30 protein-coding genes are annotated in these 26,821 nt (G+C 58.6%); 18 read left to right on the top strand and 12 right to left on the bottom strand.

Going from position 1 to position 26,821, the window contains the following annotated elements:
• Positions 1–239 precede the first annotated feature (239 nt).
• The 5 genes from FHS21_RS05405 (at position 240) to guaA (ending at position 4,903) form a co-directional block, all read left to right on the top strand.
• A complete protein-coding gene (locus FHS21_RS05405) occupies positions 240–1,529 on the top strand; it encodes an RsmB/NOP family class I SAM-dependent RNA methyltransferase (protein ID WP_112525868.1) in 1,290 nt (429 codons plus the stop codon).
• Between the two features lie 42 nt (positions 1,530–1,571).
• Positions 1,572–2,027: a TspO/MBR family protein gene (locus tag FHS21_RS05410; protein WP_112551885.1), complete on the top strand. Its 456-nt coding sequence runs from the start codon at positions 1,572–1,574 to the stop codon at positions 2,025–2,027.
• Positions 2,017–2,667 (top strand): 5'-methylthioadenosine/S-adenosylhomocysteine nucleosidase, encoded by a 651-nt coding sequence (locus tag FHS21_RS05415; RefSeq protein WP_210283353.1) that lies wholly within the window; start codon positions 2,017–2,019, stop codon positions 2,665–2,667. The genes FHS21_RS05410 and FHS21_RS05415 overlap by 11 nt, the downstream gene beginning before the upstream one ends.
• A gap of 198 nt (positions 2,668–2,865) precedes the next feature.
• Complete coding sequence (locus tag FHS21_RS05420) at positions 2,866–3,210, top strand: type II toxin-antitoxin system HicB family antitoxin (protein ID WP_246410844.1); 345 nt, start codon at positions 2,866–2,868, stop codon at positions 3,208–3,210.
• Positions 3,211–3,340: 130 nt separating this feature from the next.
• A complete protein-coding gene (gene guaA / locus FHS21_RS05425; RefSeq protein WP_112525864.1) occupies positions 3,341–4,903 on the top strand; it encodes a glutamine-hydrolyzing GMP synthase in 1,563 nt (520 codons plus the stop codon).
• A 184-nt stretch (positions 4,904–5,087) separates the two neighbouring features.
• On the opposite strand, the gene FHS21_RS05430 is transcribed toward guaA, so the two are convergent.
• Both FHS21_RS05430 and FHS21_RS05435 read right to left on the bottom strand, forming a co-directional pair.
• Entirely contained in the window at positions 5,088–5,687 is a 600-nt protein-coding gene (locus tag FHS21_RS05430; protein WP_112525862.1) for an NADPH-dependent F420 reductase, read from the bottom strand.
• Between the two features lie 146 nt (positions 5,688–5,833).
• Positions 5,834–6,568 carry an SDR family NAD(P)-dependent oxidoreductase gene (locus FHS21_RS05435; protein WP_112525860.1) on the bottom strand — a complete coding sequence of 245 codons (735 nt, stop codon included), beginning with the start codon at positions 6,566–6,568 and terminating at the stop codon, positions 5,834–5,836.
• 268 nt (positions 6,569–6,836) lie between these two features.
• Between FHS21_RS05435 and FHS21_RS05440 the strand changes: the two genes are divergently transcribed.
• Positions 6,837–7,733, top strand: coding sequence for a LysR family transcriptional regulator (locus tag FHS21_RS05440; RefSeq protein WP_112525858.1), 897 nt, complete (start codon positions 6,837–6,839; stop codon positions 7,731–7,733).
• Positions 7,734–7,739: 6 nt separating this feature from the next.
• Here the strand turns inward: FHS21_RS05440 and FHS21_RS05445 are convergent, their stop codons facing one another.
• On the bottom strand, positions 7,740–8,423 hold the full coding sequence (locus FHS21_RS05445; protein ID WP_112525856.1) for a hypothetical protein: 684 nt from the start codon (positions 8,421–8,423) through the stop codon (positions 7,740–7,742).
• A 247-nt stretch (positions 8,424–8,670) separates the two neighbouring features.
• On the opposite strand from FHS21_RS05445, the gene FHS21_RS05450 reads away from it, so the two are divergent.
• The 3 genes from FHS21_RS05450 (at position 8,671) to FHS21_RS05460 (ending at position 10,861) form a co-directional block, all read left to right on the top strand.
• The gene (locus tag FHS21_RS05450) at positions 8,671–9,303 is read left to right on the top strand and encodes a DUF1326 domain-containing protein (protein WP_112525854.1); all 633 of its coding nucleotides are present in this window, start codon (positions 8,671–8,673) and stop codon (positions 9,301–9,303) included.
• Positions 9,304–9,311: 8 nt separating this feature from the next.
• A complete protein-coding gene (locus FHS21_RS05455) occupies positions 9,312–10,172 on the top strand; it encodes a DUF2182 domain-containing protein (protein WP_112525852.1) in 861 nt (286 codons plus the stop codon).
• A gap of 218 nt (positions 10,173–10,390) precedes the next feature.
• Entirely contained in the window at positions 10,391–10,861 is a 471-nt protein-coding gene (locus FHS21_RS05460) for a methyltransferase family protein (protein WP_112525850.1), read from the top strand.
• Between the two features lie 173 nt (positions 10,862–11,034).
• On the opposite strand, the gene FHS21_RS05465 is transcribed toward FHS21_RS05460, so the two are convergent.
• Both FHS21_RS05465 and FHS21_RS05470 read right to left on the bottom strand, forming a co-directional pair.
• A complete protein-coding gene (locus tag FHS21_RS05465; RefSeq protein ID WP_112525848.1) occupies positions 11,035–11,424 on the bottom strand; it encodes a nuclear transport factor 2 family protein in 390 nt (129 codons plus the stop codon).
• Between the two features lie 61 nt (positions 11,425–11,485).
• On the bottom strand, positions 11,486–11,671 hold the full coding sequence (locus tag FHS21_RS05470; protein ID WP_112525846.1) for a DUF3606 domain-containing protein: 186 nt from the start codon (positions 11,669–11,671) through the stop codon (positions 11,486–11,488).
• 522 nt (positions 11,672–12,193) lie between these two features.
• Between FHS21_RS05470 and FHS21_RS31455 the strand changes: the two genes are divergently transcribed.
• The 3 genes from FHS21_RS31455 to FHS21_RS05480 all read left to right on the top strand — a co-directional run bounded on the left by FHS21_RS31455 (position 12,194) and on the right by FHS21_RS05480 (position 13,323).
• The gene (locus tag FHS21_RS31455) at positions 12,194–12,445 is read left to right on the top strand and encodes a GCG_CRPN prefix-to-repeats domain-containing protein (protein ID WP_376772069.1); all 252 of its coding nucleotides are present in this window, start codon (positions 12,194–12,196) and stop codon (positions 12,443–12,445) included.
• Positions 12,446–12,553: 108 nt separating this feature from the next.
• A complete protein-coding gene (locus FHS21_RS05475; RefSeq protein WP_112525844.1) occupies positions 12,554–12,874 on the top strand; it encodes a hypothetical protein in 321 nt (106 codons plus the stop codon).
• A gap of 68 nt (positions 12,875–12,942) precedes the next feature.
• Positions 12,943–13,323, top strand: coding sequence for a nuclear transport factor 2 family protein (locus FHS21_RS05480; protein ID WP_112551888.1), 381 nt, complete (start codon positions 12,943–12,945; stop codon positions 13,321–13,323).
• Between the two features lie 86 nt (positions 13,324–13,409).
• Here FHS21_RS05480 and FHS21_RS05485 read toward each other — a convergent pair whose 3' ends face one another.
• Complete coding sequence (locus tag FHS21_RS05485) at positions 13,410–13,643, bottom strand: hypothetical protein (RefSeq protein WP_112551889.1); 234 nt, start codon at positions 13,641–13,643, stop codon at positions 13,410–13,412.
• Between the two features lie 284 nt (positions 13,644–13,927).
• On the opposite strand from FHS21_RS05485, the gene FHS21_RS05490 reads away from it, so the two are divergent.
• Positions 13,928–14,944 (top strand): phosphoglycerate dehydrogenase, encoded by a 1,017-nt coding sequence (locus tag FHS21_RS05490; protein WP_112525840.1) that lies wholly within the window; start codon positions 13,928–13,930, stop codon positions 14,942–14,944.
• A gap of 121 nt (positions 14,945–15,065) precedes the next feature.
• On the top strand, positions 15,066–16,289 hold the full coding sequence (locus FHS21_RS05495; protein WP_162701810.1) for an ROK family transcriptional regulator: 1,224 nt from the start codon (positions 15,066–15,068) through the stop codon (positions 16,287–16,289).
• Between the two features lie 6 nt (positions 16,290–16,295).
• Here FHS21_RS05495 and FHS21_RS05500 read toward each other — a convergent pair whose 3' ends face one another.
• The 5 genes from FHS21_RS05500 to FHS21_RS05520 all read right to left on the bottom strand — a co-directional run bounded on the left by FHS21_RS05500 (position 16,296) and on the right by FHS21_RS05520 (position 20,944).
• Positions 16,296–17,306: an SIS domain-containing protein gene (locus FHS21_RS05500; protein ID WP_183661186.1), complete on the bottom strand. Its 1,011-nt coding sequence runs from the start codon at positions 17,304–17,306 to the stop codon at positions 16,296–16,298.
• Positions 17,307–17,379: 73 nt separating this feature from the next.
• Positions 17,380–18,270, bottom strand: coding sequence for an ABC transporter substrate-binding protein (locus FHS21_RS05505; protein WP_112551891.1), 891 nt, complete (start codon positions 18,268–18,270; stop codon positions 17,380–17,382).
• A gap of 66 nt (positions 18,271–18,336) precedes the next feature.
• The gene (locus FHS21_RS05510; protein ID WP_281385934.1) at positions 18,337–19,128 is read right to left on the bottom strand and encodes an amino acid ABC transporter ATP-binding protein; all 792 of its coding nucleotides are present in this window, start codon (positions 19,126–19,128) and stop codon (positions 18,337–18,339) included.
• The gene (locus tag FHS21_RS05515; protein WP_112525832.1) at positions 19,125–19,991 is read right to left on the bottom strand and encodes an amino acid ABC transporter permease; all 867 of its coding nucleotides are present in this window, start codon (positions 19,989–19,991) and stop codon (positions 19,125–19,127) included. Before FHS21_RS05515 ends, FHS21_RS05510 begins: the two co-directional genes overlap by 4 nt.
• Entirely contained in the window at positions 19,988–20,944 is a 957-nt protein-coding gene (locus tag FHS21_RS05520) for an N-acetylglucosamine kinase (RefSeq protein ID WP_183661189.1), read from the bottom strand. Before FHS21_RS05520 ends, FHS21_RS05515 begins: the two co-directional genes overlap by 4 nt.
• 229 nt (positions 20,945–21,173) lie before the next feature.
• Here FHS21_RS05520 and FHS21_RS05525 point away from each other — a divergent pair, with 229 nt between their 5' ends.
• The 3 genes from FHS21_RS05525 to sbmA all read left to right on the top strand — a co-directional run bounded on the left by FHS21_RS05525 (position 21,174) and on the right by sbmA (position 24,750).
• Positions 21,174–21,764 (top strand): class I SAM-dependent methyltransferase, encoded by a 591-nt coding sequence (locus tag FHS21_RS05525; RefSeq protein ID WP_112525828.1) that lies wholly within the window; start codon positions 21,174–21,176, stop codon positions 21,762–21,764.
• 230 nt (positions 21,765–21,994) lie between these two features.
• Positions 21,995–23,152, top strand: a complete 1,158-nt coding sequence (locus FHS21_RS05530; RefSeq protein WP_112525826.1) for a YbfB/YjiJ family MFS transporter — start codon at positions 21,995–21,997, stop codon at positions 23,150–23,152.
• Positions 23,153–23,496: 344 nt separating this feature from the next.
• On the top strand, positions 23,497–24,750 hold the full coding sequence (sbmA, locus tag FHS21_RS05535; RefSeq protein WP_112526323.1) for a peptide antibiotic transporter SbmA: 1,254 nt from the start codon (positions 23,497–23,499) through the stop codon (positions 24,748–24,750).
• Between the two features lie 35 nt (positions 24,751–24,785).
• Here sbmA and FHS21_RS05540 read toward each other — a convergent pair whose 3' ends face one another.
• Positions 24,786–25,823 carry a polysaccharide deacetylase family protein gene (locus FHS21_RS05540; protein WP_112525824.1) on the bottom strand — a complete coding sequence of 346 codons (1,038 nt, stop codon included), beginning with the start codon at positions 25,821–25,823 and terminating at the stop codon, positions 24,786–24,788.
• A 310-nt stretch (positions 25,824–26,133) separates the two neighbouring features.
• Here FHS21_RS05540 and FHS21_RS05545 point away from each other — a divergent pair, with 310 nt between their 5' ends.
• Positions 26,134–26,715, top strand: coding sequence for an NnrU family protein (locus FHS21_RS05545; protein WP_112525822.1), 582 nt, complete (start codon positions 26,134–26,136; stop codon positions 26,713–26,715).
• The last annotated feature ends 106 nt before the right edge of the window (positions 26,716–26,821 follow it).

Here is a 26,821-nt window from a genome sequence, read left to right on the forward strand (position 1 = left end):
CGTTCCTTACCCTCCCCCTTGTGGGGAGGGACGGAGCAAAGCGACGGGGAGGGGTCTTTCTTTTTCCGACCAATCCCCTCCCTGCTGCTAACGCAGCCTCCCTCCCCATAAGGGGGAGGGTAAGAAGCGGCACCGTTAGCGCTATTCCCAACGATCAGAAAGCCGGGGCTCCATGCTCCGGCTTTCTTTTCTTGCCGGGTCCATGTATGCGACACTCTTGATAAGAAAAAGGAATGCATATGCGACTTGGTGGACGCCTGCAGGCGGCAATCGAAGTTCTGGACGATATTGAAAATCGCAAGCGGCCGGCTTCCGACGCTTTGAAGGATTGGGGATTATCGCATCGCTTTGCCGGTGCGGGCGATCGCGCGGTCATCGGCAATATCGTCTATGATGCCCTCAGGCGGAAACTGTCGCTTGCCTGGCGCATGGATAGCGATGCGGCGCGTCATATAGCCTTTGGTGTTCTGCTTTCCGATGCGGAACTCGACATTGAGGATATCAATGTCGCTCTCGAAGGCGATAAATTCGCGCCAGAACCGCTGGAAGCGGAACGCCTGGCGGTCTGGGCAGACCGCGATCTCAATTCCGCGCCGGATCATATTCGCGCCGACGTTCCGGAATGGTGCATTCCGCATTTCCAGGCAATCTTTGGCGACAAATGGGTCGAGGAAGCGGCAGCCCTCAGCGACCGCCCGCCGGTCGACCTGCGGGTCAATACGCTCAAAGCCGATCGCGACAAGGTTTTGAAGGAACTCGCGCGAGCCGGTGCCAATCCTGCACCATTGCTGGAAACTGCCGTGCGCGTCCCGCCCTTGCGCGCCATGGGCCGCCACCCGAACGTGCAGGCCGAACCCGCCTTCCAGCGCGGCCTGTTCGAAGTGCAGGATCTGGGCTCGCAGCTCGCGGCGAAACTCTCGAGCGCCAAAGCTGGCGAACAGGTGCTTGATTACTGCGCCGGGGCGGGGGGCAAGACCTTGGCGCTTGCGGCAGAGATGGGCAACAAGGGTCAGATCCATGCCTATGATGCCGAGCGCGCTCGCCTTGCACCCATTTTCGACCGGTTGAAGCGGGCAGGGGTGCGCAATGCGCAGGCTCATGCCAATATCGGCGATCTTGCCCCGCTCGAAGGCCAGATGGACATGGTTCTGGTCGATGCACCTTGCACGGGTTCAGGCACATGGCGGCGCAGGCCAGACGCCAAGTGGCGCCTCAGCGACCAGCAACTCGAACGCCGCGAGGTGGAGCAACGCGAGGTTTTGGACGCGGCGAAGGCTTACGTGAAACCGGGCGGCCGGCTCGTCTACATAACCTGTTCGCTGTTCGCGCCAGAAAACGGCGACCAGGTCGCAGCGTTTCTTGATGCCAACAGCGAATACAGTGCCGTCGATACGCAGCCTTTATGGCAGGAGGCGGTCTCCAAAGAGTCGGGATTGAAGCCGCTGTTTAAAGACGGGACAACCATCCTTTCCCCTTTGTCCACGTCGACTGATGGATTTTTCATTTCAGTTCTCAGGCGGGAAAAATAAAGCTACAAACGGGCTGCGACCTTCGTTGAAGAGAGGAAATGCATGTCCCGTTCCCAAGCGCTTCTGTTGTTTCTCGTATTGGTTATCGGCGGCGGTCTCGCCATTGGCTACATCACTCTTCCCGGCGAATGGTACGCCGGTCTCGTCAAACCCTCCTTCAATCCGCCGAACTGGATTTTTGCTCCGGTATGGACAATCCTCTACATCCTCATAGCCATCGCGGGATGGCGGGTGTGGGATCGTGGATTGAGCGTGCCCCAGGAGTTCTGGTGGGCGCAACTGGCGCTGAATTTTCTCTGGTCGCCGGCATTTTTCGGCTTCCAGCAGATGGGTCTTGCGCTCATCGTCATCGTCCTTCTACTCATAACCATCATCGGCTTCATAAAGGTGACGTGGAGTTCTGAGCCGGTATCGGCGCTTCTGTTCGTGCCTTACATGTTGTGGGTGGCCTTCGCGGCGCTTCTCAACGGGTCGCTTTGGAGGCTCAATGCAGGCTGATGTGTTCGAGGATGTAACAATGATCGGCGGTAAACGTGTCCTCTTTGTCATGGCCGTCGATGCGGAATACGGGCCGCATCTGCAGCGGCTATTCACACCACTGATCACCGGCGTGGGTCCGGTGGAGGCAGCGGTAAGCGTGTCGGCAACGCTGGCCAGCCTTGCGTCAAATGGTGCGCTGCCGGACCTCGTCGTGTCGCTAGGTTCTGCTGGTTCGCGCACACTCGAGCAGACGAAAGTGTACCAGGTCACCAGCGTTTCGTACCGCGACATGGATGCTTCCGCGCTTGGGTTCAAAAAGGGCGCAACGCCCTTTTTGAATTTGCCGATTGTGGTCCCGCTTGGCTATCGCATACCCGGCGTGAAAGAGGCTTCGCTATCGACAGGCGCCAACATCGTCTCCGGCAGCGCCTATGATCAGATCGATGCGGATATGGTGGAGATGGAAACCTTCGCTGTGCTGCGCGCATGCCAGCGCTTTGAGCTGCCGCTCATCGGCTTGCGCGGCATTTCCGACGGCTCGGCGGACCTTCGTCATGTGGATGACTGGAAGGAATATCTGCACGTCATCGACGAAAAGCTGGCGGTTGCGGTCGAAGCGATGGCAGGGGCGATTGAGGCTGGAACGATTATTATCTAAGATTTTTTCTATATTTTTGTTGATACTGAAAAGTGATACTACTATATGAATTTGAACAAGAACCATCGGGCTACACTTGTGGCTATTTTTGCCAAGCCTGTTCGATCTAGCATTGCGTGGCGCGACATTGAATCACTCTTGGTCGCGTGTCGGGCAGATGTAAGTGAAGGGCAGGATCACGAGTGCGAGTCAGCTTGAATGGAAGATACGACCATGACGATGATGCATTACAAGGGTTATGAAGCCGTCATAGAGTTTGATGAAGAAGCCGATATTTTCCATGGCGAAGTGATCAATCTGCGGGATGTGATCACCTTTCAGGGCTCATCGGCCATGGAGCTCAAGCAAGCTTTTGCCGATTCGATTGAAGACTATCTGGCATTTTGTGCCGAACGCGGCGAAGAGCCGGATAAGCCATTTTCCGGTCAATTCGTCGTGCGAGCCGAACCGATCCTCCACAAGGCGATCTCCAGCGCCGCGCGGCGAGCCGGTGTCAGTTTAAACAAATGGGTGGTCACAACGCTCGAACGTTCGATCCGTTAGCCATCTCCGCCACCATTTCTTGAATCAGAATTGCAACCGCTTCACCCATCCTGTGAACGATCGGAATCACTTTTGTCGTAGGTGCCAGTAACCCATTGCACCGACTCGACATTTGCTTTAAAGGCCCGCCATGAACACACCCACTCATCCAGATACAGTCCTCATCGTCGATTTCGGCAGTCAGGTGACACAGCTGATTGCACGGCGCGTGCGTGAAGCCGGCGTCTATTCCGAGATCGTTCCCTTCCAGTCTGCAGGCGAAGCCTTCCATCGCATCAATCCGAAAGCAGTCATCCTTTCGGGCAGTCCGCACTCCACTGTCGATATCGGCAGTCCGCGCGCGCCGCAGAAAGTCTTCGACGCCAATATCCCGGTTCTTGGTATATGCTACGGCGAACAGACCATGTGCGCCCAACTCGGCGGTAAGGTAGAAGCCGGGCATCACCGCGAATTCGGCCGCGCCTTTCTCGACATCCAGGAAGAATGCGCGCTGTTCGATGGCGTCTGGGCCAAGGGCACACGCCATCAGGTGTGGATGAGCCATGGCGACAAGGTTATGGAGATACCCGATGGCTTCAAGGTCGTCGGCACTTCCACGGGCGCGCCCTTTGCGGCGATCGCCAACGAGGCCAAAAAATACTACGCCGTACAGTTCCACCCGGAAGTGGTGCACACGCCGGATGGGGCGAAGCTTCTTGAAAACTTCGTCCATCGCATCGCCGGAATCAAAGGCGACTGGTCGATGTCGGCCTACCGTGAAAAGGCGGTCGATCTCATCCGCAAGCAGGTCGGCGACAAGAAGGTTATCTGTGCTTTGTCTGGCGGTGTCGACTCTTCTGTTGCGGCCTTGCTGATTCATGAAGCAGTTGGCGACCAGCTGACCTGCATCCTCGTCGATCACGGCTTGATGCGTAAGAACGAAGCCGCGGACGTCGTCCAGATGTTCCGCGAGCACTACAATCTGCCATTGATCCTCGTGAACGCGCAGGATCGCTTCATCGATGCGCTCGAAGGCGAATCCGATCCCGAGAAGAAGCGCAAGACCATTGGCAGGCTTTTCATCGAAGTCTTTGAAGAAGAAGCCAAAAAGCTTGGCGGTGCTGATTTCCTCGCACAGGGCACGCTCTACCCCGACGTCATCGAAAGTGTCTCCTTCACCGGCGGTCCTTCGGTGACCATCAAGTCGCACCACAATGTCGGCGGTCTTCCCGAACGCATGAACATGAAGCTGGTCGAGCCCTTACGCGAACTGTTCAAGGATGAAGTGCGAGTGCTCGGCAAGGAGCTTGGCTTGCCGGACCATTTCATCGGCCGTCATCCCTTCCCGGGACCGGGTCTCGCGATACGCTGCCCGGGCGGCATCACGCGTGAGAAGCTGGAAATCCTGCGCGAGGCCGACGCGGTTTATCTCGACGAGATCCGCAAGGCCGGTCTGTACGATGTCATCTGGCAGGCTTTCGCCGTGCTCCTCCCGGTGCAGACCGTAGGCGTCATGGGCGACGGCCGCACCTATGAGTTCGTCTGCGCCCTGCGTGCAGTGACCTCGGTCGATGGCATGACGGCGGATTTCTACCACTATGACATGAGTTTCCTTGGTCAGGCGGCAACGCGTATCATCAATGAAGTCAAGGGCATTAACCGCGTTGTCTACGACGTCACGTCCAAGCCACCCGGTACGATCGAGTGGGAGTGAAGCGGAGTACCGTGGAGTAGTATCGGATAGCAGAGGACACTCGAGCGAATCCTAAGCCATCCATACGCCGTCAGGCCCACCCCAACCTTCGCGACTTTGTGGCCTTCAAATATTCGGTCTCGCGCTGCTCGAGAAGTTAGCGCGCGCGACCAGTTCTCGGCGTCGATCACACGTCGTAGATCGACTACTGCTCCTTCTTGAACAAATCCTGGAAGATGAGCTGGCCCCAGGTGCGGCCGCGTGCGTGCACCAGCGCGCCACCCTCGTTGAGCTTTCCCAGCTTGACGGGTGCGAACCCGAGTTGTTTGGCCAAGGCCGCCACGGGAGCGATCGCGTCCTCGTCGTCGCTCGACAGAAAGACGACCCGGTGCCCGCCCTCGACGATCGGATCGGCAGCCAGGGTGGCCGCAACCAGGTGATTGAAACCTTTCACGAGCTTGGCGCCGGTGAATGCCTTCGCCACGAAGGCGGAGGCCGGGAGGCCATCCAGCTCTTCAGGGACTGGAAATGCGTTCGTCGCGTCGATGATTGTCTTGCCTTCCCAGCTCGGCAGGGCCTTCGCAACCTCGCGATGCTCCCCGAACGGGACCGCCAAGATGATTGTGTCGGCCTCGAGTGCATCCCGCAGCGACTTGGCGACGACCGTGGGTCCAATGGCTCGGGCCTGCGGCGCCAACGCCTCGGGCGGCCGGCGGCTCGCGACGGTCACGTCGATGTTTCTACGGGCGAAGGCGTGGGCGAGGGCCTGGCCAATCTTACCGAATCCTACAATCGCATAGCTCATAATACTTCTCCGATACGTGTTGATATTGATTCCCCGGCCCTCAACGGCGCTGGGTTATCCGTGTGGCAACCTTTGGGTAGACGTCCTGCCGTGAACGACTTCCGCGCGGCCGGACGGTCAGCTACTTCCGGCGATCCGGCACGATTTCAGATGGCCGAGAAGCCGCCGTCGACAGACAATTCCACCCCATTCACGAAGCTCGAATCGTCTGAAGCAAGAAACAGCGCGGCCGCTGCAATTTCCTCAGGACGACCCATTTTTCCCCGCGGGATCAGGGATTCGAACATCTGCTTCGCCTCCTCGGTGAGGACTTGGTCCTGCATCGGTGTGGCGATCGGCCCCGGGTGCAGCACGTTCACCCGGATATTCCTGCCCTTCAGCTCATTGAGCCAACCGCGTGCGAATGCGTGCAACGTCGCCTTGCTCGCCGCATAAACACTGTAACCAGGAAAACCTTTGATCGAAGCAACTGACCCGGTCATGAAGATCGATCCGCCATCGTTGAACAGCGGCAACGCCTTCTGAACCGTAAACAGCGTGCCGCGCGCATTCAGGTTGAAGGCCGCATCGAAGTGCTGCTCGGTAATCTCGCCCAGTGGGAGGGCTTCGCCCATGCCGGCGCTCGCGTACAGGACGTCGATCTTGCCCTTTTCCCGCTTGACTGTATCGAACAGGCGGTCGAGGTCGTCGAGATTGGCCGCGTCGCCGCGCACGCCGGTCACGTTCCGGCCGATCAGCTTGACGGCCTCATCGAGCGCTTCCTGCCGACGGCCCGTGATGAAAACATAGGCGCCTTCTTCAACGAACCGCTTGGCGCTCGCCAGCGCCATGCCGCTCGATCCGCCCGTGATGACTGCAACCTTACCTTCTAGCTTTCCCATGACTTTTCCTTTCGTCGTATCGGACAGCGTCTGCCTCCGAGAACCTCGAAATGGGTCCGCCGGCGTCAGTTGTTGAGTGCGGAAACGCGCACATCGGTGGTGCAAAATCGATCCGGCTGGACGATTGACACCAGCCGCGACGATCGGCGTCCGCCGTTCGGAAATTGGGCCGCGCTCGTCGACATAAGCTATGATGGCGGCCCCTACTGCTGTACCATTCGTTAGCTACGGGCTTTGAAAGGCGCACCGCGCGGTGCGGGATTGCACCATGATCGACTGGGACGACATTCGCTACTTTCTTGCCGTGGCGCGCGGAGGCTCAGTGCGGGCTGCCGGCGAGGGCCTCGGGGTGTATCACTCGACCGTGCTGCGACGCATCGCACAGCTCGAGGAACACCTCGGGGCGCAGATGTTCGAAAAGCTGCCTTCGGGCTACCGCCTGACGGCTGCGGGCGAGGAGGTCCTCGAGCTCGCGAACCAGATGGAAGCGTCGTCGCACCAGCTGGAGACGCGCGTCTTCGGGCGCGACCAGAGCGTACGCGGGCTTCTGCGGGTGACGTTGGCTCCGCCCCTCGCGACACACCTGCTCATGCCGGACTTCGCCGATTTCGCGCGTCTGCATCCGGACATCGAGATGGAAATCTTGTCGTCCGGCGATCTGGCAAATCTGACCAACCGAGAGGCCGACGTGGCGATCCGCGTCGTCTACGACCGCAAAACCCTGCCGCTCAATCTTCACGGCCTGAAGGGACCGGAGCTGTTCGGCGGCGTCTACATGTCCTGCGATCGACTAGCCGCATGGCGTGCGGGCGCGCCTGATCCCATCCGGTGGATCGTCATAAGCATTCATGGAATTCCGGATTGGGCCAGTGAGGGTGAGGTTCGCACCACGGGGGTTCCATTCAGGACCACGGAGGCCGCGGCGCAGATCGTTGCTGTACGGCAAGGGCTGGGGATTACGACACTGCCGTGCTTCGTCGGAGATGCCGACCCCCTGCTGGTGAGGGTGCCGGGCACCGACCTGCACATGTACGGAACGCTCTGGCTTCTCACGCAGGGGGAGACGCGCAAGACGAAGCGCGTGCGGCTCTTCACGGAGTTCGTATCCCGCAGGCTCGCCGCGTACGCTCCGCTTCTCGCGGGGCTGTCCATATCGCGCGACTGACGCCGTTCAGCGCATAGGACCACTCAGCATGTGATCCGCCAGGCTGTAGCAGTGGCTCGCCTGATAGGCGTTCCGGCCCCGGTTCATGTGCGTCAGGTTGAACGCCCGGATGGCCCGCAAAGCACGGGGCGCCGCGAGGAATTTGCCGATCGAGGAGCAGCCGCGGACCTTGATGCCGAAAATATCCTCGCCGCGGGGGAAGAAATAGCCGACGTCTTCCGGCGTCATGACGCAGCGCTCAAGAAACGCTTCGTCCACCCGGCCCTGATCGAGTGAATGGTCGGTGGTGAAATCGGAAAGGTGCACCAGGAATAGCGCGCGGATGTCCCCGTCGTGGGCATAGAGCGAGAAGAGCTCCATCCAGCTCGCATTGACGCGAACGAGCGCCTTGCCCGGAGTCGACGGCAGACAGGAAACCGACCAGTAATACCGCTCGGTCTGGCGCGGGATCGGGATGCAGTCGCGGCTGTAGCGCCGGAGAATCTCCAGGACCTCTTGCGCCTGCGGCCGGTTTAGCAGTTTCTCAAACCGCGCAACGTATCTGAGACGCAGTTCCAGGGACTCCGAGCGCTCGTCGGCGTCGCGCAGGATCGTCTTGCCGTGCATCCAATCGCGCTGCTGCTGGAGATCCAGGAATCGGCGCAGACCAGTGGTGTTTGGGCGGCGAGTCGCGCTCGCTTCGGATACCATGTCTGTTGATTTCCACCGAGAACTGCCCCGGCATTTCCGCCGAGAATTGACCCGCCTTTATGTATGTTCCGGTCTGGGGTGGTGGTCAAGCTCCTGTTTCTCTCCAAATGCGCGTTGGGCGGCAGGCGGCGCCTGGATCGGCGAGAAAGCGTGTTGGGCTGCCGTCCTCCATGGCGCGGCGGGATGGCGGCGCTGCTGGCACAGGTGTATGATGGCGGTTTAATACTTCGAGATCAGGGAGGACAGCATGACTTCTTGGGAGATCAAGGGACGCGAACTCGTTAATTGCACCTGCGAGTATGGCTGTAATTGTCAATTCAATGCGCTGCCCGACAAGGGCCATTGCCATGCCGTTGCGGGTATCCAGATCGATGAGGGTCATCACGGCGAGACCGTTCTCGACGGCCTCCGGCTTGCTGCAATCTTCAAATGGCCAGGCGCAATCCATCAGGGCAACGGCGAAGCCATCGCTTTCGTCGACGAGAACGCAACTGACCGGCAGCGGGAAGCGCTGCTCCGCATCATGACCGGCCAGGACACCGACCCGTTCGCGACGATGTTCGCCGTCTACGCCTCAACCGTGACAAAAATGAATGACCCGGTTTTCACGAAGATCGACCTCGAACTCGATATCGACGGCCGCAGGGGCCGCATCTTCGTCAAGGATTATATCGAAACGGCAGGCGAACCGATCCGCAACAAGGTGACCGGTGCGGACTCGCGTGCTCAGATCGTGTTGCCGAACGGTTTCGAATATGCGGTCGCCGAGATCGGCAGTGCTTCGAGCAGCACCACCGGGCCGGTACAGGTGACCATGAAGGACAGCTACGGCCAGTTCGCGCGGCTGCATCTCAACAATCACGGGGTCGTGCGAGCCTGACGCGCCGCATGGACAGCGCGTCGCCACTCGAACGCCTGCTCAGACGCGACCGGCTCATCACGATCGCCGGTCTGGTGGTGCTGTGCCTGCTGGCCTGGCTTTATATAGTCGCGGGTGCAGGGCTCGACATGAATGCGTGGGAGATGTCGAGGCTCGCGCTATTCCCACACCTGCAAACTGGCGACATGACCTCTGATATGCCCGGCATGGATATGAGCGGGATGGCCATGGAGGCGGAACCTCGGATCTGGGGGCTGCCAATCTGGACGCTGATGATCGCCATGTGGTGGATCATGATGGTCGCCATGATGTCGCCGAGCGCCGCGCCGACTGTCCTGCTCTATGCGCGCGTGCACCGCCATGCGCTCACACAGGGTCAGATCCAGGACAAGCTGGCGCCCACCGGCGTATTTGTGGCGGGCTACCTCCTGGTCTGGCTGGGATTCTCCGTTGTGGCAGCTGGCCTGCATTGGCTGCTCGAACGCGAGGCATTCGTCTCAACGACGATGAGTTCGCAGAGCCGCTGGCTTTCGGGCATCGTCCTTATCGCCGCGGGCCTGTATCAGTTCTCGCCGCTCAAGAACGCCTGCCTGTCGCATTGCCGGGCGCCGACGGCATTCCTTTCCAGCCACTGGCGTCCCCACACCCTTGGCGCGCTGCGTTTGGGCGCACTGCACGGGGCCTTTTGTGTCGGATGTTGCTGGATGCTGATGGCGTTGTTGTTCGTGGGTGGTGTGATGAATTTGGTGTGGATTGCCGCGCTCGCCATTCTGGTGCTGGTTGAAAAGGTGTTTCCTGCCGGCCAGTGGGTTGGTCGCGCGGCCGGCATCGCCCTGATCGTCTGGGGCAGCGCAACCCTTTTCATCTGACGACCGGGGTCGCCCCGAATGTCGCCTTTCCTGTCCGATGTTTGTTGATCGAACGCGGCACGATGAGCCTGATGTGAAGTCACCGCCTGCTTGACATAACGGGCGCGGAGCGCAATCTGGAGCTTGCTGAAAAGGCCGTGTGCAGCATCGATCCCCCACGTGTTCGAGGATGCCAGCAAGCAGTTTTCAACTCGGCTCCAGCGAAAAGGAGTCCCGCAATGAGTGACCCGACAGACACCGCCAATGTCATCATTCGGCCGCCGATCGCCTGGGCGCTCGCAGTGCTCGCTGGGCTCGTCCTGCAATGGGCCGTGTCTCTGCCGTTCATACCAGCCTCGGTGCCCGCGAGTTGGGTCGGCAGTATGGTGTTCGTTCTCGCGCTGGCGCTGGTCGTCTGGGCGCTCGATACGATCACCAGGGCCGGCTCGAACGTGCCCACCAACATGCCGACCACAACGATCGTCCAGACCGGACCCTACGCCTTCACGCGCAATCCCATCTATCTCGGCATGTTTCTTGGGCTCGCCGGTCTCGCCATTGCCTTTGACAGCCTTTGGCTGCTCGGGGCACTCGTGCTCTTCGCTCTCGTAATTCGCTACGGCGTGGTGGCTCGAGAAGAAGCCTATCTCGAGCGCAAGTTCGGCGACGGTTATCGTCACTACCGCGCGCGTGTGCGGCGCTGGCTGTAGCGCCTGGCATCAGATCGATCCCGGACGGTGCGGCGGCTGCGCAAAGTCGCCCTGGATGCCGGATTCTCCCTGTTTCGTCGCGCGACGGAAACGCCGTTCAATATGGTGTTCGAAGCGCGGCCAGTCGAGCCTCGTGCGTCAATATTATCGCACGAGGCTCGACTGGCGCCGCATCAATTTAAAAGTGTCTCGCTATGGGCGTGACACTCCCATCCATTTGACCCGCGTATCCAGACAGAACTATCGGCTGCTCTCATATCTTGCGACTTGCCGTCCATCGTAACACTTTGCCTAACCGTGTATGCAATGAGCGCAATGTCGGGGGAAGGCGTGGATACTTCGACGTCTTCGAGGACATAGGATTCGAGGATCCATTTTCCTTCCTCGGTCATCTTTCCCATTTTCTCTTTCTCGATACGCATAACGCCTTGCGTGCCGGTGACGAGAGCAGTCTTTCCCGAGAGTTCTGATGTGCGGCGGCCGTCTTTCGCCTTGATCGCGTCCCAATAGGATTTCTCGAGGGCCACGATTTCGTCCTTTGTTGGCATGGCATGAGCGTTCATCACGTCCTCCTACGATGTTGTATCACCGCAAAACGCTCCACCTCTGCCTCAGGTTCCTGCCCTAGATGTCCACGGCCTCCAACTCTCTCTCGATTTCCTTACGGCTGCGATTGTGTTTGATGATCAGTTCGAGGGCCCGGTTTCTGCTCAGATCATATTTCGTCATAAGGTACTGGACCTCATATTCTTCACTGGACGAGACTTTCGAGCGATCCCGATTATCCTGTTTTGATTTGTCGTCTGCCATTTGAGTGCACCTCCATTGGCCGATATCTGCAAAAACAATGTTCAGTGATTTTCGTTCCACATCGGATGGGAGAAGTGTGCGTCCCGTGCGGTTGATCGCCGGTTTGACGTGCCGCAACCGCACTACGAGGGTAGAAAGAAAAAACTCGCCGAGAGAAGCACAATAAGGATGATTGCAAACGCAATGATTTCAAGCAGCCAGGATCTGTTGTTGTTCATTATCATTTCTCGAGTGGCACTTTCACTGCACGGCCCATTGCTGAAAACCGTATAGTCTACCTTCTCGTGTTCCAGCGCATCTTAATACTCTGGCTTATCATTGAAGCGGCCCTCGGGGCTGTCCGTCGGGTTCATGGCTTCAACAAAGCGCGATCCCAGGCTTCTGTTCATTTCCCATTCATGTTGGCGACTTATTTTTCAAGGTACGGGGCATGTTGAAAAGGAGGTATCCCGCATGTCACTTAAATCAGGACTTTCTGCGCTCGTTCTTATCGGTGGATTGTTCTCGTTCGGTACGCCAGCCATGGCGTCTCCGATCACGGTTGCGAGCGGGTCACCGGAAGTATCAACTCCGGTCGAGCAGGTGGGTTGGCGTTGTGGTCGCGGATGGCACGTGAACCGGTGGGGACGCTGTGTTCCCAACCGAAGAGTTGCGCGGTGCGGCCCCGGTTGGCATGTCAACCGCTACGGAAATTGTGTTCGCAATCGTCCGGTATACCGGGCATGTCCACGCGGATTTCACTTAACGCCACGCGGATTCTGCGTACCCAACTAACAACACATCTGCAGCCAGCGTTCTGATGAAGGGCGCCGGCGTTCGCAGAATTTCGGGGAACCATATTGTTGTTGATCGGTTCATCTTTTGTAGTGAAAGGATGGCGTAATGGACAACAAACCTTCAAAATCTCCGGTCCGTGAAACAACGAACGAAGCGCGCCAGGGGCCACTCGGACGACCAGTACTAAACGTGCTGATCGTAGCATTACTCCTCGCGCTTGTCGCATGGGGCGCGGCCGAGCTCTATGGCGAGCGCGTCGACAACGCGGCAGGAGTTGGAGATAGCGGCAGCGCAGTGCAGAGCGCACCCCCGCCAGCACCGTCGACAGACCAGCCTGTCACGAACACTCCGGCCGACCCCAACCCCACGCCTCAAACGGGCTCGGGGGGAGATACTCAAACGAAAAACCCGGCCCCGGCGAATTAGTCCAGGTACGATTGTTGACCGACTGTCGGCGAGACGAAACGATCGCTTCGCTTATGAGGGAATGATCGATGACGAAGGATATAACCGAGATTGCCCGCGCCAGCTATGAGGCCTATGTCGCAAAGGATCGCGCGGCGATAGAGGCGCTGATTGCCGAGGACTTTCGCTTCACCAGCCCACTCGATAATCGGATCGACCGCGCCACCTATTTCGCGCGTTGCTGGCCGAATAGCGAGACGGTGGAGAGTTTCGAGTTCATTCATCTCTTGCCCTACGCCGACAAGGTCTTTGTTACTTATGAAGGACGCAACACCGATGGCCATCGGTTTCGCAACACGGAGATCCTGGTGGTGCGCGATGGCCAAATCACCGATGCGGAAGTCTATTTCGGCTGGTCAATTCCGCATGACGCAAGGCCCGGTGGATTCATTGACAGCACGCAGGCGTGAGCTCCTGTCAATGGAACAACCAGCCGAAACCTACCGCAAGAGCAACGCCGATAAGGAACACGGGGCCATAGACATGATATGACCAGTCATTGTGGCGCATCTCTTGCCGCTTCCCCCATGATTGGTGTGTCACGCATTCCGAACCCGTCATTTTGGCCGCCATCGGCGATAAAAGACGCTGCTGTCTGCAGCCAGGTTCCAAGGGTGCTGCCGCACATGCTGCAGTGGATGACCGTCGAGTTCGTTATACCATGGGGTATGTGGAGGTAGATTTCTCCGCAATCAGGGCATGAAAGCTTGAAATTGGGTCTCTGGGGCATGTCTGTGCTCCCAACTGGCTGGAGCACATGGGCTCTCAATCGCCGGTATGCCGTTGATTAATCCAGCGACACGGCCATTAAAAAACTCATTTCGGGCTCGCGTCAACTGCCTGTTTCCAGCGGACAGTCAATCGGGACCAGAATCGGCCGATCGACGGCAAGAGATGGCGGAAACACGAAATCTTTTTTCGTGCCGATTTTTGCTTTGAAAACAACGGGAGTGGCGATAATGTCGAAGCTCTGCTGACCAGCAGGGATCCAATCCCGTCAATCGATATGAGATCATGAAGAGTTCGCATAGACGCGTTGTTGTTACCTCGCCTTTCTTCGATGAAGAGGCGCACGCCTACCTTAAACAGCATGGGTGCGAGGTTGATATCGTCCAATGGCAAAAGGGTGAGGGCGATGGCAGCTTGGCAACGCCGCAATTGGCCAGCCTGCTTCAAGGCGCATCCGGCTGGATCGTCGGTCAGGCCTATGTCACACGTGAACTGCTGACTGCTCTGCCGGATCTGCAGGTTTTGGCACGGCGCGGAGTCGGTTATGACCGGGTCGATGTCAATGCCGTCAGGGATCTAGGCCGTGTCCTCACCATCGGCGCGGGCGGAAACGACGCTTCGGTCGCCGACCACACCATCGGCTTGATGCTTGCCGTCGCCCGGCGCCTGCGCGAATCGCAAAACCGCATGCTGGCGGGCAACTGGTCCATTCTGACAAGTTCCGACCTTTCTGGGAAAATCGTCGGCATCATCGGCCTTGGCCGTATAGGCAAGAGCCTGGTGCAACGCCTGAAGGGTTTTGAAGCGCGCATTCTTGTCTGCCATCCGCGTCCTGACCGGGAATATGGCGAGGCCAACGGCATCACGTATGTCGATATGCAGACGCTGCTCCGGCAGAGCGATGTCGTCAGTGTGCACGCTCCCTTGTCCCCGGAAACGCGGTTCCTCATCGATAGTGCCGCGCTTGCGCTCATGAAGCCTACCGCCATTCTGGTGAATACCGCGCGTGGCGGGCTTGTCGATGACCGGGACCTTCTGGCTGCGTTGAAGACTGGCCGGATCGCCGGGGCAGGGCTGGATGTCTATGTCAGCGAAGGCGATCTCGCCTTCAAGCCGGTTTCGGACGAACTTGTTGCACTGCCCAATGTGATCGCCACGCCGCATTCCGCGGGCTCGTCGGTGGAGGCTCTCGCCCGAACCAACATGATTGCGGCAAAAACCGTCATTTCAGTCTTCGATGGCGAAAAGCTGCCTGAAGCATGTGTCATTGCCGATGGGCGGAAACCCGCAGCAGCAGGGTGACGTGCGAAAGCGACGCTGGTCGACGGGCGGGACTTCTGTATCGAAGACATATATTGTAAACTGCCTTACCGAACATCCATGTCGCGTGGCAGTTCATGCGAAGTCATTTCCGGACAGATTTTTGAAACGATATCCCTTGAAAACCATTGCTGCCCCGATCGTCCATCAGCCACTTACAGAAAGCGCACGATCAGTCCTGAAAATGATCTCGCGTTCCGGACCGGTCACGAGGCCGCAACTGAGCGCCGCGCTGGCTTTTTCCAAGCCAACCATGTCCGCCGCCGTCGGCGAACTCGAAGCCCACGGACTTGTGGCTTCGAATGGTGTCGCAAGGGGCGCCGTCGGCCGCACCGCGGTGACGTACGGGTTAGGCGCGGAGGCTGGTTTTGCGATTGGCGTCGATTGCGGCACCACACAGATCCATGCGATGGCGTCGAAGCTTGATGGTCAGAATTTTGTCGAGTTGCAGCAGCCGGTTGGCGTTGATGGCGAAAATGCCGTGCAGCGGTTCCAGGCAATCGAAACCGCGATCGAATCTCTCTTGTCGCAATGCGGGAAAAGCCACGGGCCGCTACGGGTAATCGCAATTGCTTTGCCCAATATAATCTCGCAGACACTCGAGCGGCTTCCAGCCCGCGATGATTTTGCGCAGACGCTGCAGAGGCTGCAGGACGCTTACAACGTGCCGATTGTGGTCGAGAACAATGTTAATTGCGCAGCGCTGGCCGAATATCACGAGGGCGCGGCCAAACACCATTCCTTTGCCATCTATCTGCAGATCGGCGTCAAGGTCGGTGTGGGGATTGTCCTGGATGGCAAGCTGTTTCGCGGGTTTCGCGGCGGTGCGGGCGAGGTCGGGCATTTGCCTTTCCCCTGGTCCGAAACGGAGAAACCCCGCTTCCAGCACGTTGAAACCTACTTGGGTTCGGTGCAGCTCCTGCAGCGTTGCAAGGAGAATTGGCCTGCATCGGAGGGGGAGCCTCCGCTCTCGACGGCAGAGCTCTTTTCACGCGCGCAGACCTCCGGTCATGCCCGGTCCTGCATCCAACGCCACGCCAACGATATCGGCAATCTGGTTGCATCCTGCGTCAGTATACTCGATCCCGAGCTCGTCGTACTCGGGGGCGGCGTCGGACAGAATGCGATCCTGCTCGAAGGTGTCGACAAGGTCGTGAGGGAGCTTTGCTGGCCGGTGGAGATCAGGGTCAGCGAACTTTCAAACCAGGCGACGGCGCTTGGCGCGGTGCGTCTGGGCGTTGATTTCGCCATGGCCGGTTTGCTCGGGGAAGACAGCAGCGCTGGCTTCCTTTTTCCGGGGACTTTGGCGGAACCTGTCCGCCAATAGTTTCCTTCACGAAACAGCGAGCTTGGTATCCGTCTGCCGGTAACGGAAGTTGCAGACGGGGAGCCCCGCATCCTCGGAGAGCGTGGCGATAATCAGCTGCGCGGGAATGGCCTGCAGGATGGCATCGCCAATACCGGGGCTGAACGCGGGCACGTTGATGACGACGAGATTGTCGGCATCGGTCACGTCACTGCGACTTGTGATCAGCACCGACGGAATGGCGAAGCCGGCAAGATCTCTGGCGAGCTGGACTTCGCGGCCATCGCCAAAAAGGATGACGCCGCTATCCTTGTCGTTCGGTTCCATCGGGCCATGCAGGAAGTTCAGCATGTCCCAATCCTGGGCCGAAATACGGGCCGCCTCGCGGATCAGCAGCGATATATATCCCGCCGTACCATAGGCGCAGCCTGCGCCAACGCAGTCGATGGCCTTGCGGTTGCCAAGCATCTTCGCGGCCTTTTCGACCTGCGGTCTGACCGTTTCGAGAACCGATTTTGCGGCCGAGTGCAGCGCTGTCCAATCGGTACCGGAAGGGCGCCCCGCCTTGTCTGCAAGCAATGCCGCCGTCAGCAGCGAGCCAAGATAACTGGTGGTGTTCGGACCGCTGTCGATGCCGCTATTCGTCGGGATCATGTGACGAACGACCTTGGAGAGCGGCGTTCCGCTTGCCGTTGCGATACCGTAGGTCGGCTTGTCCGGGCGCAGTTCCATCGCCTTCGCCGGCTCGATACTGCGGCCGGAAGCGGAAAATGCGATATAGGCATCGCCCGCATCGATGGATGGGTCATAGAGGTCCGTCGCCGCAAGCGCAAAGGCACGCATCCCTTGATTGCGCATCTGCGCCGCCGCAACGACCGCTGCGTAGAGACTGGCACCAATGCCTGCGAGTACGGTCGTTCCCGATTTCAGCGGCACAAGATCGATCGTATCCAGCGTTCTGGAAACGCTCTTCAGGCAGGCTTCGAGAGCGGCGGGCTGCAGGGCGATCGCCTCGCGGTAGGGGACTCTGTCGGTCATTTTCCATTCCGTATGCTGATGAGATTTATGGGCCGGAAGACGCGATGCCCTCCGGCCTTGAGAGAAGGGTGCGTTAGTCCAGCTTCAGATAGTCGGCGAAGCGGGCGGCGTCGTTGATGGTGATCTTGTCGAGCTTGTTTTCGCCAAGGCCCCATTTGTCGAAGATTTTGGCATAGGAGCCGTCATCGATCATCGATTGAAGCGTGGCGGCGAGGGCGTCGCGCAGCTGGTTGCTTTCCTTGCCGACGAGCACGGCCTGATACCCGACGGCATATTGCGCACCGGGAACGAGTTCGATCTTCTTGTTGCCTTCCGGCTGATGCTGCAGGCTGTAGGCGGCAACGCCGGTCGTATCCATGGAAAGATCGACGCGCCCGCTCTGCAGCGCGATCTTGATCTGATCGTTGGAGGGGAACTGCATGACGTTGAGCGGCTTGTCCGCCGGGCAGAGGCCTTTTTGCTTGTCGAGAAGTTCGAGCGGAATCGAACCCTGGACCGCGCCGGCATTCAGACCGCAGGCGTCCTTCAACTTGTGGATGTTCTTCGGGTTGCCCTCGAGCACGATGATGCTGGTACCTTCAAGCATGTAGTTGACGATGTCGACGATCTTTTCGCGCTCGGCGAAGTCGCCGAAGGCGGACATGCCGATGTCGAAGCGGCCGGCCTGTATGCCCGGAATGATGCTGGCGAACTGCGCCGGCATGTCCGTGAACTTGACGCCAAGGCGCGTGCCCATCTCGTCGCGCAGCTCGCGCTCCAGTCCGATGATGGTCTTGTTGTCCTCGCCATAAAAGTCATAGGGCGGCGTCTGTGGTTCGGTTCCGACCTTGATCTCGCCTGCGGTCTTGATTTTCTCCGGAAGCATGTCGTGCAGCTTCTGGTCGGTGCCGGCGGCGAAGCCAGCCGTGCCCGCCATCAGGACGGCGAGGGTGGCAAGAGACAGTTTCAACAATCTGGTATTCATGGCATTCCCCTTTTCTTGATGCACGTGAAAGACGTGCGGCCTTCAGACAAATGGTTGCCGGTCCGGTCAGTGCATTCGTCTGAGAAATGTTTTGGTTCGCTCATGCTGCGGCGAGTCGATGACCTGCTGCGCCGGGCCCTCCTCGACGACGACGCCCTGATCCATGAAGATCACGCGGTCGGCGACCTCCCGTGCGAAGGCAAGTTCATGCGTGACGACGAGCATCGTCATGCCATCGGCCGCAAGCTTGCGCATGACCGCCAGCACTTCACCGACGAGTTCCGGATCGAGCGCCGAGGTGGGCTCGTCGAACAGCATCAGTTTCGGGTTCATGGCAAGTGCGCGGGCAATGGCGACCCGCTGCTGCTGACCGCCGGAAAGCTGATAAGGATAGGCGTCCTCCCGCCCCTCGAGATCGACGAGCTTCAACAACTCCCTGGCGCGGGCGAAGGCCTGTTCGCGCGATTGGCCGCGGATCAGCATCGGTGCCTGCGAGATGTTGGTGAGCACGTCGTGATGCGCGAAGAGATTGAACCGCTGGAACACCATGCCGATGTCCTGGCGCTGCCGGGCGAGCTCCTTGCCGCTCATCTCGTAGAGCAGGCCATGCCGCTCGTTGTAGCCAATCAAATGGCCGTCAACGAGGATGCGCCCGCCGCTCATGCGTTCAAGATGGTTGATGCAGCGCAGGAACGTCGATTTGCCGCTCCCCGACGGGCCGAGCAGGCAGACGACTTCGCCCTTGCGGATCGTCAGGTTGATCCCTTTGAGAACCTCGTGTGCGCCGAATGACTTGCGAACATCGAGAGCTTCGACCATGACGCCGCTGCCGTCGGTGAATGCTGGTTGCTGGGTCATCCGTTGCTCCCTTCGGCACGAAGCAGGCGCAGGGCAGCACGCCAGGCCATGGGTGCGTCGCTGGTAGACCGGCCAAGCCGGCGTTCGATCACGTATTGCAAGCTCGAAGCGACCGTCGTCATCACGAGGTACCAGATGCTGGCGACGATCAGCAGCTCGATGATGAGGAAGTTCTTGGCGTAGATGTTCTGGGCGCGGGTCAGGAGATCCTGCGCCGCAACCACCGAAACGAGTGAGGTCGTCTTCAACATCGAAATCGTCTGGTTGCCGATCGGCGGGATGATAACCCGCAGCGCCTGCGGAAAGATGATACGCAGCATCGCTTGGGTCGGCGCATAGCCCAGCGCTTTGGCCGCCTCCTGCTGCCCGCTGTCGACCGCCATCAAGCCGCCACGCATGATTTCCGCCATGTAGGCCGCCTCGTTGAGGCTGAGGGCCAGCAAGGCGGCGACAAAGGCGGTGATGATCGAGTTCGTATCGAAATGGATCGAGCCGATATCGATGCTCGGGATGAAGAGCTGGATATTGAACCAGAAGATGATCTGGACGAGCAGCGGCGTGCCGCGGAAGAACCAGATGTAGAGGCTGGCGAAGCCGCTGACGATCGCGTTCGGCGAGAGGCGCATCATCGCCAGCACACCGCCGGCAACGATACTGATCAGCATCGAAAGCACCGTGAAAAGGATGGTAAGCTTGATGCCTTCGAGAATCGTTTCGTCGAAGAGGTATTGCGGGATCGCCGACCATGTGATGTGGCGGCTCATGATGACCATGGCCAGCAGAAAACCAACGATCGCGATGAGGAGGATGGCGATCACCCATTGGCCCCAGTTGCGCGCAGGAATGATCCTTTGTTCGCTCATGCCGCCCTCCAGTCGCCTTCGTTCGAGATAGTGCCGGCTACATGGGGGAGCGGCAGATAGGCCGGGCGCTCTCCCGCCTGCAATTGCCGCGCGAGCGCCATGGCGCCGATCACTGGCGGTTCGCGCAGAAGCGTCAATTTCCAGTCTGGCGCGACGGTCGCGAGTGCCGAGTGAAACGCTTCGAAAAGACGGGGTTGGCGCGTGATGACGCCGCCGCCCGTAACGATATCGTTCCCCGGTGCGCCGCGATCGATCAGGCGCGAGACCAGTGCCGCGAGCGCCTTGCCGCCCTGCGCTATGACATCAAGCGTGAGCGCCGATCCGGCATCGGCTGCCGCAAAGACCAGCGGTACGAAACTGCCAATCCTGGCGGCGCTTCCCTGATCGCCCAGCGCGCGTCCGAGTTCAACGGGATTGTCGATGCCAAGTGCCTGAAGCAGGCTGCGGCCCAGCTGCTCCAGAGGTTCGCCCGAATCGAGCGACCTGCGCACTGCGCGTGCCGCCTCCCGTACCAGGCCGGCAGCGCTGCCTTCGTCGCCGAGATACCATCCCCAGCCCCCGGCGGCGATCATCCGCCTGTCATCGCTTCGGGCAACGGCGATCGAGCCCGTGCCACAGATGACAGAGATGCCGACATCCTTGCCTGCCGCTGGAAGAAGCAGCTCTGAATCGTTGAGGACCAATACCGCCGTTGCCGGCAGCAGCTGTGCGAGCCGCTGTTGAAAAGCCCCGCATTCCTCGTCGGTATCGCAGCCATGCGAACCTGCAACCAGAACTTCGGGCAGTTTGCCCCCGGTCATTTTCGTCAAGGCTGCAATGAGCGCGGCAGCGTCGACTTCGGCGTTCTGCCGCGCTCGCCACTCAGAAGTCGGCATCGATATATCGGAGACCGCCAGGCCATTGGCCGCCTTCATTTGCGTCTTCGTTCCGCCGATATCGATTCCCACGAGCATGGATGCGCCTTCACCAAATTCTTATTATTAGGTAACTTACCTAATTAATTAATTTTGGCAAGAAGCGTCTCAAAGAAACTTCATGAATGGGGTCGACTTGCGGGGCGTAATGCCCGCACCTGCAAACTAATTTAAGCGCAGTTGCAAAAAGCCGTAATATTTGCGCAATTGGGGTCGCTGATGCCGCACCGCTGGCCGAATCAGGCAGTGAACACGGTGGAACAGTTTCATGACGACAAGCGATGTATGGACTTTTATTCGCGCCCTGATCACCAATCCATCGAGAGTCAGCGCGATCGCTCCCTCCAGTGCGGCTTTGGCAAGGCTCATCACCAGCGAAATCGGTGCTGCATCCGGTCCCGTCCTCGAACTTGGCCCGGGCACCGGCGTTTTTACGGATGCCTTGCTGGCCCGCGGTGTGAGCCCGGGTAACCTGACGTTGATCGAATATGGCGCGGAATTTGCAAGATTGTTGCAGACGAGGTTCCCGGGTATGCGAATCCTGCAGATGGATGCCTCACAGCTCGGCGGACAAGATTTGTTCAAGGCTGAACCAGCGGGTGCCGTCGTCAGCGGGCTGCCGTTCCTGAGCATGCCTGACAAGGTCGCAGCTATTCTCAACGGGGCCTTCAGCAATCTGCGCAACGATGGTGCGTTCTACCAATTCACCTATGGCTTCCGCTGCCCTGTGCCGGCAGCTGTTTTGAACGAACTTGACCTCGAGGCCGTGTGCATAGGCCGCGCCTTCTGCAATCTGCCCCCGGCGGCTGTGTATCGCATCACGCGCCGTGGTGTGGAGATCAAGCAGACGATTGGATGATGATCTTAGGATGGTGCGTGGTTCGACAAGCTCACCATGAGGGACGTGGTTTGGTTGGATAGAGTCACCGACTGCGACGTTGGAGATTAGCGTTGCAGCCCACTCACTTCCCTCATGGTGAGCTTGTCGAACCACGCACAACAATCTGCTCCCCAACCGATCACCCAAAATCACGTAACGATCAAATTTATTGGCTTGTCACCGGATGACGCGGCGATAATGTCCCGCGCATGATCCAGCCTGCATCTCCCGTTCGTTTCGCTCTCGGCGGTCTGGTGGCCATGGCGGTCGGCATGGGTATCGGCCGGTTCATCTTCACGCCGATCCTCCCCGGCATGATGAGCGATCTTGGCCTGACACCGGGCGACGCGGGCCTTATCGCCTCGGCCAATTATTTCGGTTATCTGCTCGGCGCCATCATTGCCGGTTTCGGCTGGGCGTCGGGCATCGAGCGACCTTTGGTCTATGTGTCGCTCGCCGCGAGCGCCGCGCTTTGTTTCGCCATGAGCGTCAGCGACGGAGTGATGCTCTTCTCCATCATCCGTTTCTTTGCAGGCGTTGCCAGCGCCTTCATGCTGGTATTCACCGCAACGATTGTCTTCAGTCATCTCGCCGCTGCCAACCGGCAGGATTTGCAGGCGATGCATTTCGGCGGCGTTGGCACCGGTATAGCGATTTCCTCTCTGCTCGTTGCCGCAAGTTCCGCCAGCGGTCATGGCTGGCGGGAAGACTGGATCGGCGCGGCTGTACTTTCCGCTCTCGGCCTCATCGCCGTCGTCGCGCTGATACGACAAGGCCCGGTGCGCAGTGGTTCGGCTGCAGCGGAGCCGCCCATCGTCTGGACGCCGGAATTCATCAAGATCAACATTGCCTATGGCCTGTTCGGCTTCGGCTACATTATTACCGCAACGTTCATCATCGCCATCGTTCGCTCAAGCCATGGCAGCCCGTGGATGGAAGCGCTGGTCTGGTTCGTGACAGGCACTGCGGGCGCCATATCCGTCTGGCTCTGGACACCGCTCTTGAGGCGTGCCGGTCCGTTTGTCGCGCTCGCCCTGGGGTGTGCTGTTCAGGCTGTCGGCGTCGCAGCAAGTGTCGTCCTGCCATCGCCGGCCGGGCCCTTGCTGGGCGGTCTCCTGCTGGGGCTGACCTTCATCGTCATCACCGCCTTCGGCTTTCAGGCGGGGCGGGTGCTTCTGCCGCATTCACAGCGCCGCGTCATGGCGGTGATGACCGCCGCATTCGGTATCGGCCAGATCATCGGACCGCTGATCGGCGGATATGTCGCCAACATCACCGGCGACTTCATCATTGCCACGCTTGCTGCGGCAGCGGGTCTCGTTGTGGCGGCGCTCTTTGCATTTTCCGCTGGGCGTAGAAAGCCTTGAGTGCCTGATCTTCCGGGTTGCATTACTAATATGCGTGGTTCGACAAGCTCACCATGAGGGTGGTGGTTTGATTGCAGGGAGCCAAGAGGTTACAGGTTGCAATTATCGGGTCCATGCCGGTTATCCCTGCGACCAACCAACGTCCCTCATGGTGAGCTTCTTCATTGTGAGCTTGTCGAACAACGAACCACGCACAGCTGTTGCGCAGCAGTGTCCGGCGCCAACATCTCCAAATCATTACAGCAATTTAATTACAACGGTTCCTTCTTTGCCCTATTCGTGCTGTTAAAGTCATGCAACTCGTAACAACCACACTGCAAGACTTTTCACTCGAGGAACTCACCGTGTTTGTCTCATTTTTCCCCAGGCCAAAGCTCTTCTTCACTTCGGCGGCGCTCTGGGCGCTCTTTGCTGTTCTGTTCTGGATTTTTGCCGGCGAACGGCTGGGCGCTTATTTCGGCCTGCCACCGGCTGATCCCAATGTGCCGCCGGTTATCGGCGTGGGGGTCTTTGTAACCAAGGCGTATATATGGCTGTATATCTATTTCGCAGCTTTCGTTGCTGTATTTGCATCATTTTGGATGTGGTATGCGCCGCATAGGTGGCAAAGGTGGTCCATTCTCGGATCGGCCCTGATTATCTTCAATACCTACTTTACCGTTCAGATAAGTCTTGCCATCAACGAATGGCGTGGGCCCTATTTCAATCTCTTTCAACAAGCTCTTACGACACCGGGTTCTGTTTCAGCGGCGGAGTTCTATTGGCAAAACGTGCTGTTTGCCGGAATAGCATTCCTGTACATAGGATTGAGTGTGATTTTCACCTATTTCACCAGTCACTATATCTTCCGCTGGCGCACGGCGATGAACGAGTTTTATGTCGCCCACTGGAGTCAGCTAAGGCATATCGAGGGTGCATCGCAGCGTGTTCAGGAAGACACGATGCGCTTTTCAACGACGGTCGAAACACTCGGTGTCAGTCTCATTCAGGCTGTGATGAATTTGATTGCATTTATGCCATTACTGGCCCAGCTCTCAGGCCACATCACAGAAGTGCCTATTATCGGACAGATCCCTTATTCGTTGGTCGTCCTGTCGATTGTTTGGTCACTTCTGGGCACTCTCCTTCTTGCCGTTGTCGGAATAAAACTCCCTGGACTGGAGTTTAGAAATCAGCGCGTAGAAGCAGCCTATCGCAAGGAGCTGGTGTTTGGCGAAGATGACGAAACCCGTGCTGAACCCCTGACGCTTACGGAACTCTTTCGAAATGTGCGGAGAAACTACTTCCGGCTTTACTTCCATTACGCATATTTCAACATTGCCAGAAGCTTTTATGGACAGGCAGATGGGCTAATTCTCGACGTCATTCTTATTCCCAGTATCGTGGCTGGAAAATTGACCATGGGCCTTTGGCAACAGATTTCGACCGCGTTTGGCCAGGTTAGCAATTCATTCCAATATCTGGTGACGGCCTGGCCCACGATAGTCGAGCTCATTTCCATCTATAAGCGTCTGAAGGCCTTCGAATCCGTGATCTACGAAGAACCCCTGCCTGAAATTGACCAGCATTATCTGCAGACGCAAGCCGAAGCGCGATGATCGCATAGTGGGCGGCGGCTAGAGCAAAACTTGCTCTAGATCCCGCCGCTCGCGGCCGGTTTCAAGAGGTCCGCGCCGGCGACTGGCATTGTTCCGCCAGTCTCCTTCAAATATTCGCTGTAAGTCGTGCAGCGCACGTCCGCCTTGACGCAAACCTCGCTGGTGAAACGCTCCAGCGCGCGCCAATAAGCATCGCCATTCATCAGCGTGAAGTGCAGGCCGATCTGGAACGGAATGCGCTTTCCCTCATACTGGCGCTCGAAAGCACCCTTGAATGCGTCATAGGCACGGTTCTCGAATTCGTCGAGGTGATCGGGGCGCTCCACTGCCCCTGAATGGCGCACGAAGAGGTTATAGTCCATGGCGATGACCGGCTTGTTTTTCGGCCCCTCGTCGATAGTCGGCAGTCCGAATTGATAAAGACCGCCGGCATGCAGCGGCAGCGCCGGACCGCGTGATACACCGCTGCCGTCGAAGACATAGCCCTTATCCTTCAACGCTGAAAGCAGCGCGGGACTTTCCGAAAGGTACGGCGCGCGGAACCCGCGTATTTCCGTATCGACGAAGTGCTTCCAGCCGGCAGGCTCCGGGTCGCCACCATATTTGCTCCAGGCATCGCTGAGCACTTGTTTGTATGTCGTCAATTCATGTTCCCAGTCCGCCTTCGACCAGGTCTTGCCGTCGAAATGCCCGCAGGCATGGCTGGCGATCTCGTTGCCCTCGTTGCGAGCCCGCCAGATATTGTCGAGGCGCTGGGCAATATCCTCCTTCGAGGTGGCAAAGCCGATGTTGGAACGTCCCGCCGGTTCATTCGGCGCCTGGTAGGACTTGCGGTCGGCGCGGTCGATCAAAAATACGCAGGAGAGGAAATAGGTGAATTTGGCGTTTGAACGTTGTGCCAATGCGCGGCTGCGGTCCCAAAGCGCGTTGCTGCCCGAATTGTCGAACGAGATCAGCACGTATTGCGGCTTGGAGCCAATCGAACCGCGCAGCTCCACTCCACTTGTTGCCAGGGCGGGCGCGGATAATGAGAACGCGAGGGACGCGGCGAGAACGGTACAGGTCGAACGCATGATGCGGGATACGCGGCTCCGGGGGAGGGATACTAGTGGTCCGATTCTAACATTTGCATCCACCTATACCAGTCACTGACAAATGTTAGAATCGAAAGACCACTAGCAAATTCAACGTGCTAGTGGAGCTTTGGATTTGACATTCGCCTGAGAGACCGATGTCACGCGGGATGCGAATGTCAAATCCGCTCCACTAGGCGCTACAGGTGAAATGTGGCGATGATCGGACGCGGCGATCCACCGCAAGCGATACACCTTCTAACCCGTGCCGCATGGGTCTATCTTCCCGCCAGCATTGAGGGAGGCGGTCATGCTGATACTGATTCTTGGGATCATCGTTTTTCTTGGAATTCATTCGGTACGCATCGTTGCGCCGGAATGGCGTCTCGCCAAGATGGAGCAGTGGGGCGAGAACACGTGGAAAGGCCTTTACTCGGTCATTTCGCTCGTCGGTTTCGTGCTTCTTGTGTGGGGCTATGGCATGGCAAGGCCCGACGCTCCGGTGCTCTACGAACCGCCAGTCTGGATGAAGCACGTCACCGCGCTGCTGATGCTGTTCGCCTTCATTTTCCTCGGGCTTTTCATTGCAAAAGCCGGCCGGATGAAACCCGCCCTGAAACATCCGATGCTGATCGCCATAAAGACCTGGGCGCTGGCGCATCTGCTCGCCAATGGCGATCTCGCGTCGCTCATCCTGTTTCTGTCGTTCCTGGCCTGGGCTGTGGTCGATCGCATCGCCATCAAACGGCAGGAGCGGGCAGGACTGGCGGCGCCCTATATCGTTCCCGGCCCGGTCTCCAACGATGTGATCGGCGTTGTCATTGGTCTCGTGCTCTACGTCCTCTTCGTATGGAAATTGCATGCGCTTTTGATTGGCGTTCAGCCGATGTAGCTCAATTCGAGGGCTATTTTGAAGTTAGCCCTTACATCGCGTAACTTTTCCGACTAAAAGCCCCTGAACTCCATGCGCAGACGGCGAGAGCTGCACCGCGTTTTAT

It is taken from the genome of Phyllobacterium trifolii (genome assembly GCF_014192095.1).
GTDB lineage: Bacteria > Pseudomonadota > Alphaproteobacteria > Rhizobiales > Rhizobiaceae > Phyllobacterium > Phyllobacterium trifolii.

Bases quoted from the DNA above. Each gene is read 5' to 3' on its own strand.
- FHS21_RS05530 (WP_112525826.1), top strand. From the start codon at position 21,995: ATGATCCAGCCTGCATCTCCCGTTCGTTTCGCTCTCGGCGGTCTGGTG.
- FHS21_RS05465 (WP_112525848.1), bottom strand. From the start codon at position 11,424: ATGAACGCTCATGCCATGCCAACAAAGGACGAAATCGTGGCCCTCGAG.
- FHS21_RS05415 (WP_210283353.1), top strand. From the start codon at position 2,017: ATGCAGGCTGATGTGTTCGAGGATGTAACAATGATCGGCGGTAAACGT.
- FHS21_RS05515 (WP_112525832.1), bottom strand. From the start codon at position 19,991: ATGAGCGAACAAAGGATCATTCCTGCGCGCAACTGGGGCCAATGGGTG.
- FHS21_RS05500 (WP_183661186.1), bottom strand. From the start codon at position 17,306: ATGACCGACAGAGTCCCCTACCGCGAGGCGATCGCCCTGCAGCCCGCC.
- FHS21_RS05490 (WP_112525840.1), top strand. From the start codon at position 13,928: ATGAAGAGTTCGCATAGACGCGTTGTTGTTACCTCGCCTTTCTTCGAT.
- FHS21_RS05445 (WP_112525856.1), bottom strand. From the start codon at position 8,423: ATGGTATCCGAAGCGAGCGCGACTCGCCGCCCAAACACCACTGGTCTG.
- FHS21_RS05520 (WP_183661189.1), bottom strand. From the start codon at position 20,944: ATGCTCGTGGGAATCGATATCGGCGGAACGAAGACGCAAATGAAGGCG.
- FHS21_RS05545 (WP_112525822.1), top strand. From the start codon at position 26,134: ATGCTGATACTGATTCTTGGGATCATCGTTTTTCTTGGAATTCATTCG.
- FHS21_RS05540 (WP_112525824.1), bottom strand. From the start codon at position 25,823: ATGCGTTCGACCTGTACCGTTCTCGCCGCGTCCCTCGCGTTCTCATTA.
- FHS21_RS05480 (WP_112551888.1), top strand. From the start codon at position 12,943: ATGACGAAGGATATAACCGAGATTGCCCGCGCCAGCTATGAGGCCTAT.
- FHS21_RS05420 (WP_246410844.1), top strand. From the start codon at position 2,866: ATGGAAGATACGACCATGACGATGATGCATTACAAGGGTTATGAAGCC.
- FHS21_RS05505 (WP_112551891.1), bottom strand. From the start codon at position 18,270: ATGAATACCAGATTGTTGAAACTGTCTCTTGCCACCCTCGCCGTCCTG.
- guaA (WP_112525864.1), top strand. From the start codon at position 3,341: ATGAACACACCCACTCATCCAGATACAGTCCTCATCGTCGATTTCGGC.
- FHS21_RS31455 (WP_376772069.1), top strand. From the start codon at position 12,194: ATGGCGTCTCCGATCACGGTTGCGAGCGGGTCACCGGAAGTATCAACT.
- FHS21_RS05410 (WP_112551885.1), top strand. From the start codon at position 1,572: ATGTCCCGTTCCCAAGCGCTTCTGTTGTTTCTCGTATTGGTTATCGGC.
- FHS21_RS05475 (WP_112525844.1), top strand. From the start codon at position 12,554: ATGGACAACAAACCTTCAAAATCTCCGGTCCGTGAAACAACGAACGAA.
- FHS21_RS05450 (WP_112525854.1), top strand. From the start codon at position 8,671: ATGACTTCTTGGGAGATCAAGGGACGCGAACTCGTTAATTGCACCTGC.
- FHS21_RS05525 (WP_112525828.1), top strand. From the start codon at position 21,174: ATGACGACAAGCGATGTATGGACTTTTATTCGCGCCCTGATCACCAAT.
- FHS21_RS05435 (WP_112525860.1), bottom strand. From the start codon at position 6,568: ATGGGAAAGCTAGAAGGTAAGGTTGCAGTCATCACGGGCGGATCGAGC.
- FHS21_RS05485 (WP_112551889.1), bottom strand. From the start codon at position 13,643: ATGCCCCAGAGACCCAATTTCAAGCTTTCATGCCCTGATTGCGGAGAA.
- FHS21_RS05460 (WP_112525850.1), top strand. From the start codon at position 10,391: ATGAGTGACCCGACAGACACCGCCAATGTCATCATTCGGCCGCCGATC.
- FHS21_RS05430 (WP_112525862.1), bottom strand. From the start codon at position 5,687: ATGAGCTATGCGATTGTAGGATTCGGTAAGATTGGCCAGGCCCTCGCC.
- FHS21_RS05455 (WP_112525852.1), top strand. From the start codon at position 9,312: ATGGACAGCGCGTCGCCACTCGAACGCCTGCTCAGACGCGACCGGCTC.
- FHS21_RS05470 (WP_112525846.1), bottom strand. From the start codon at position 11,671: ATGGCAGACGACAAATCAAAACAGGATAATCGGGATCGCTCGAAAGTC.
- FHS21_RS05510 (WP_281385934.1), bottom strand. From the start codon at position 19,128: ATGACCCAGCAACCAGCATTCACCGACGGCAGCGGCGTCATGGTCGAA.
- FHS21_RS05440 (WP_112525858.1), top strand. From the start codon at position 6,837: ATGATCGACTGGGACGACATTCGCTACTTTCTTGCCGTGGCGCGCGGA.
- FHS21_RS05405 (WP_112525868.1), top strand. From the start codon at position 240: ATGCGACTTGGTGGACGCCTGCAGGCGGCAATCGAAGTTCTGGACGAT.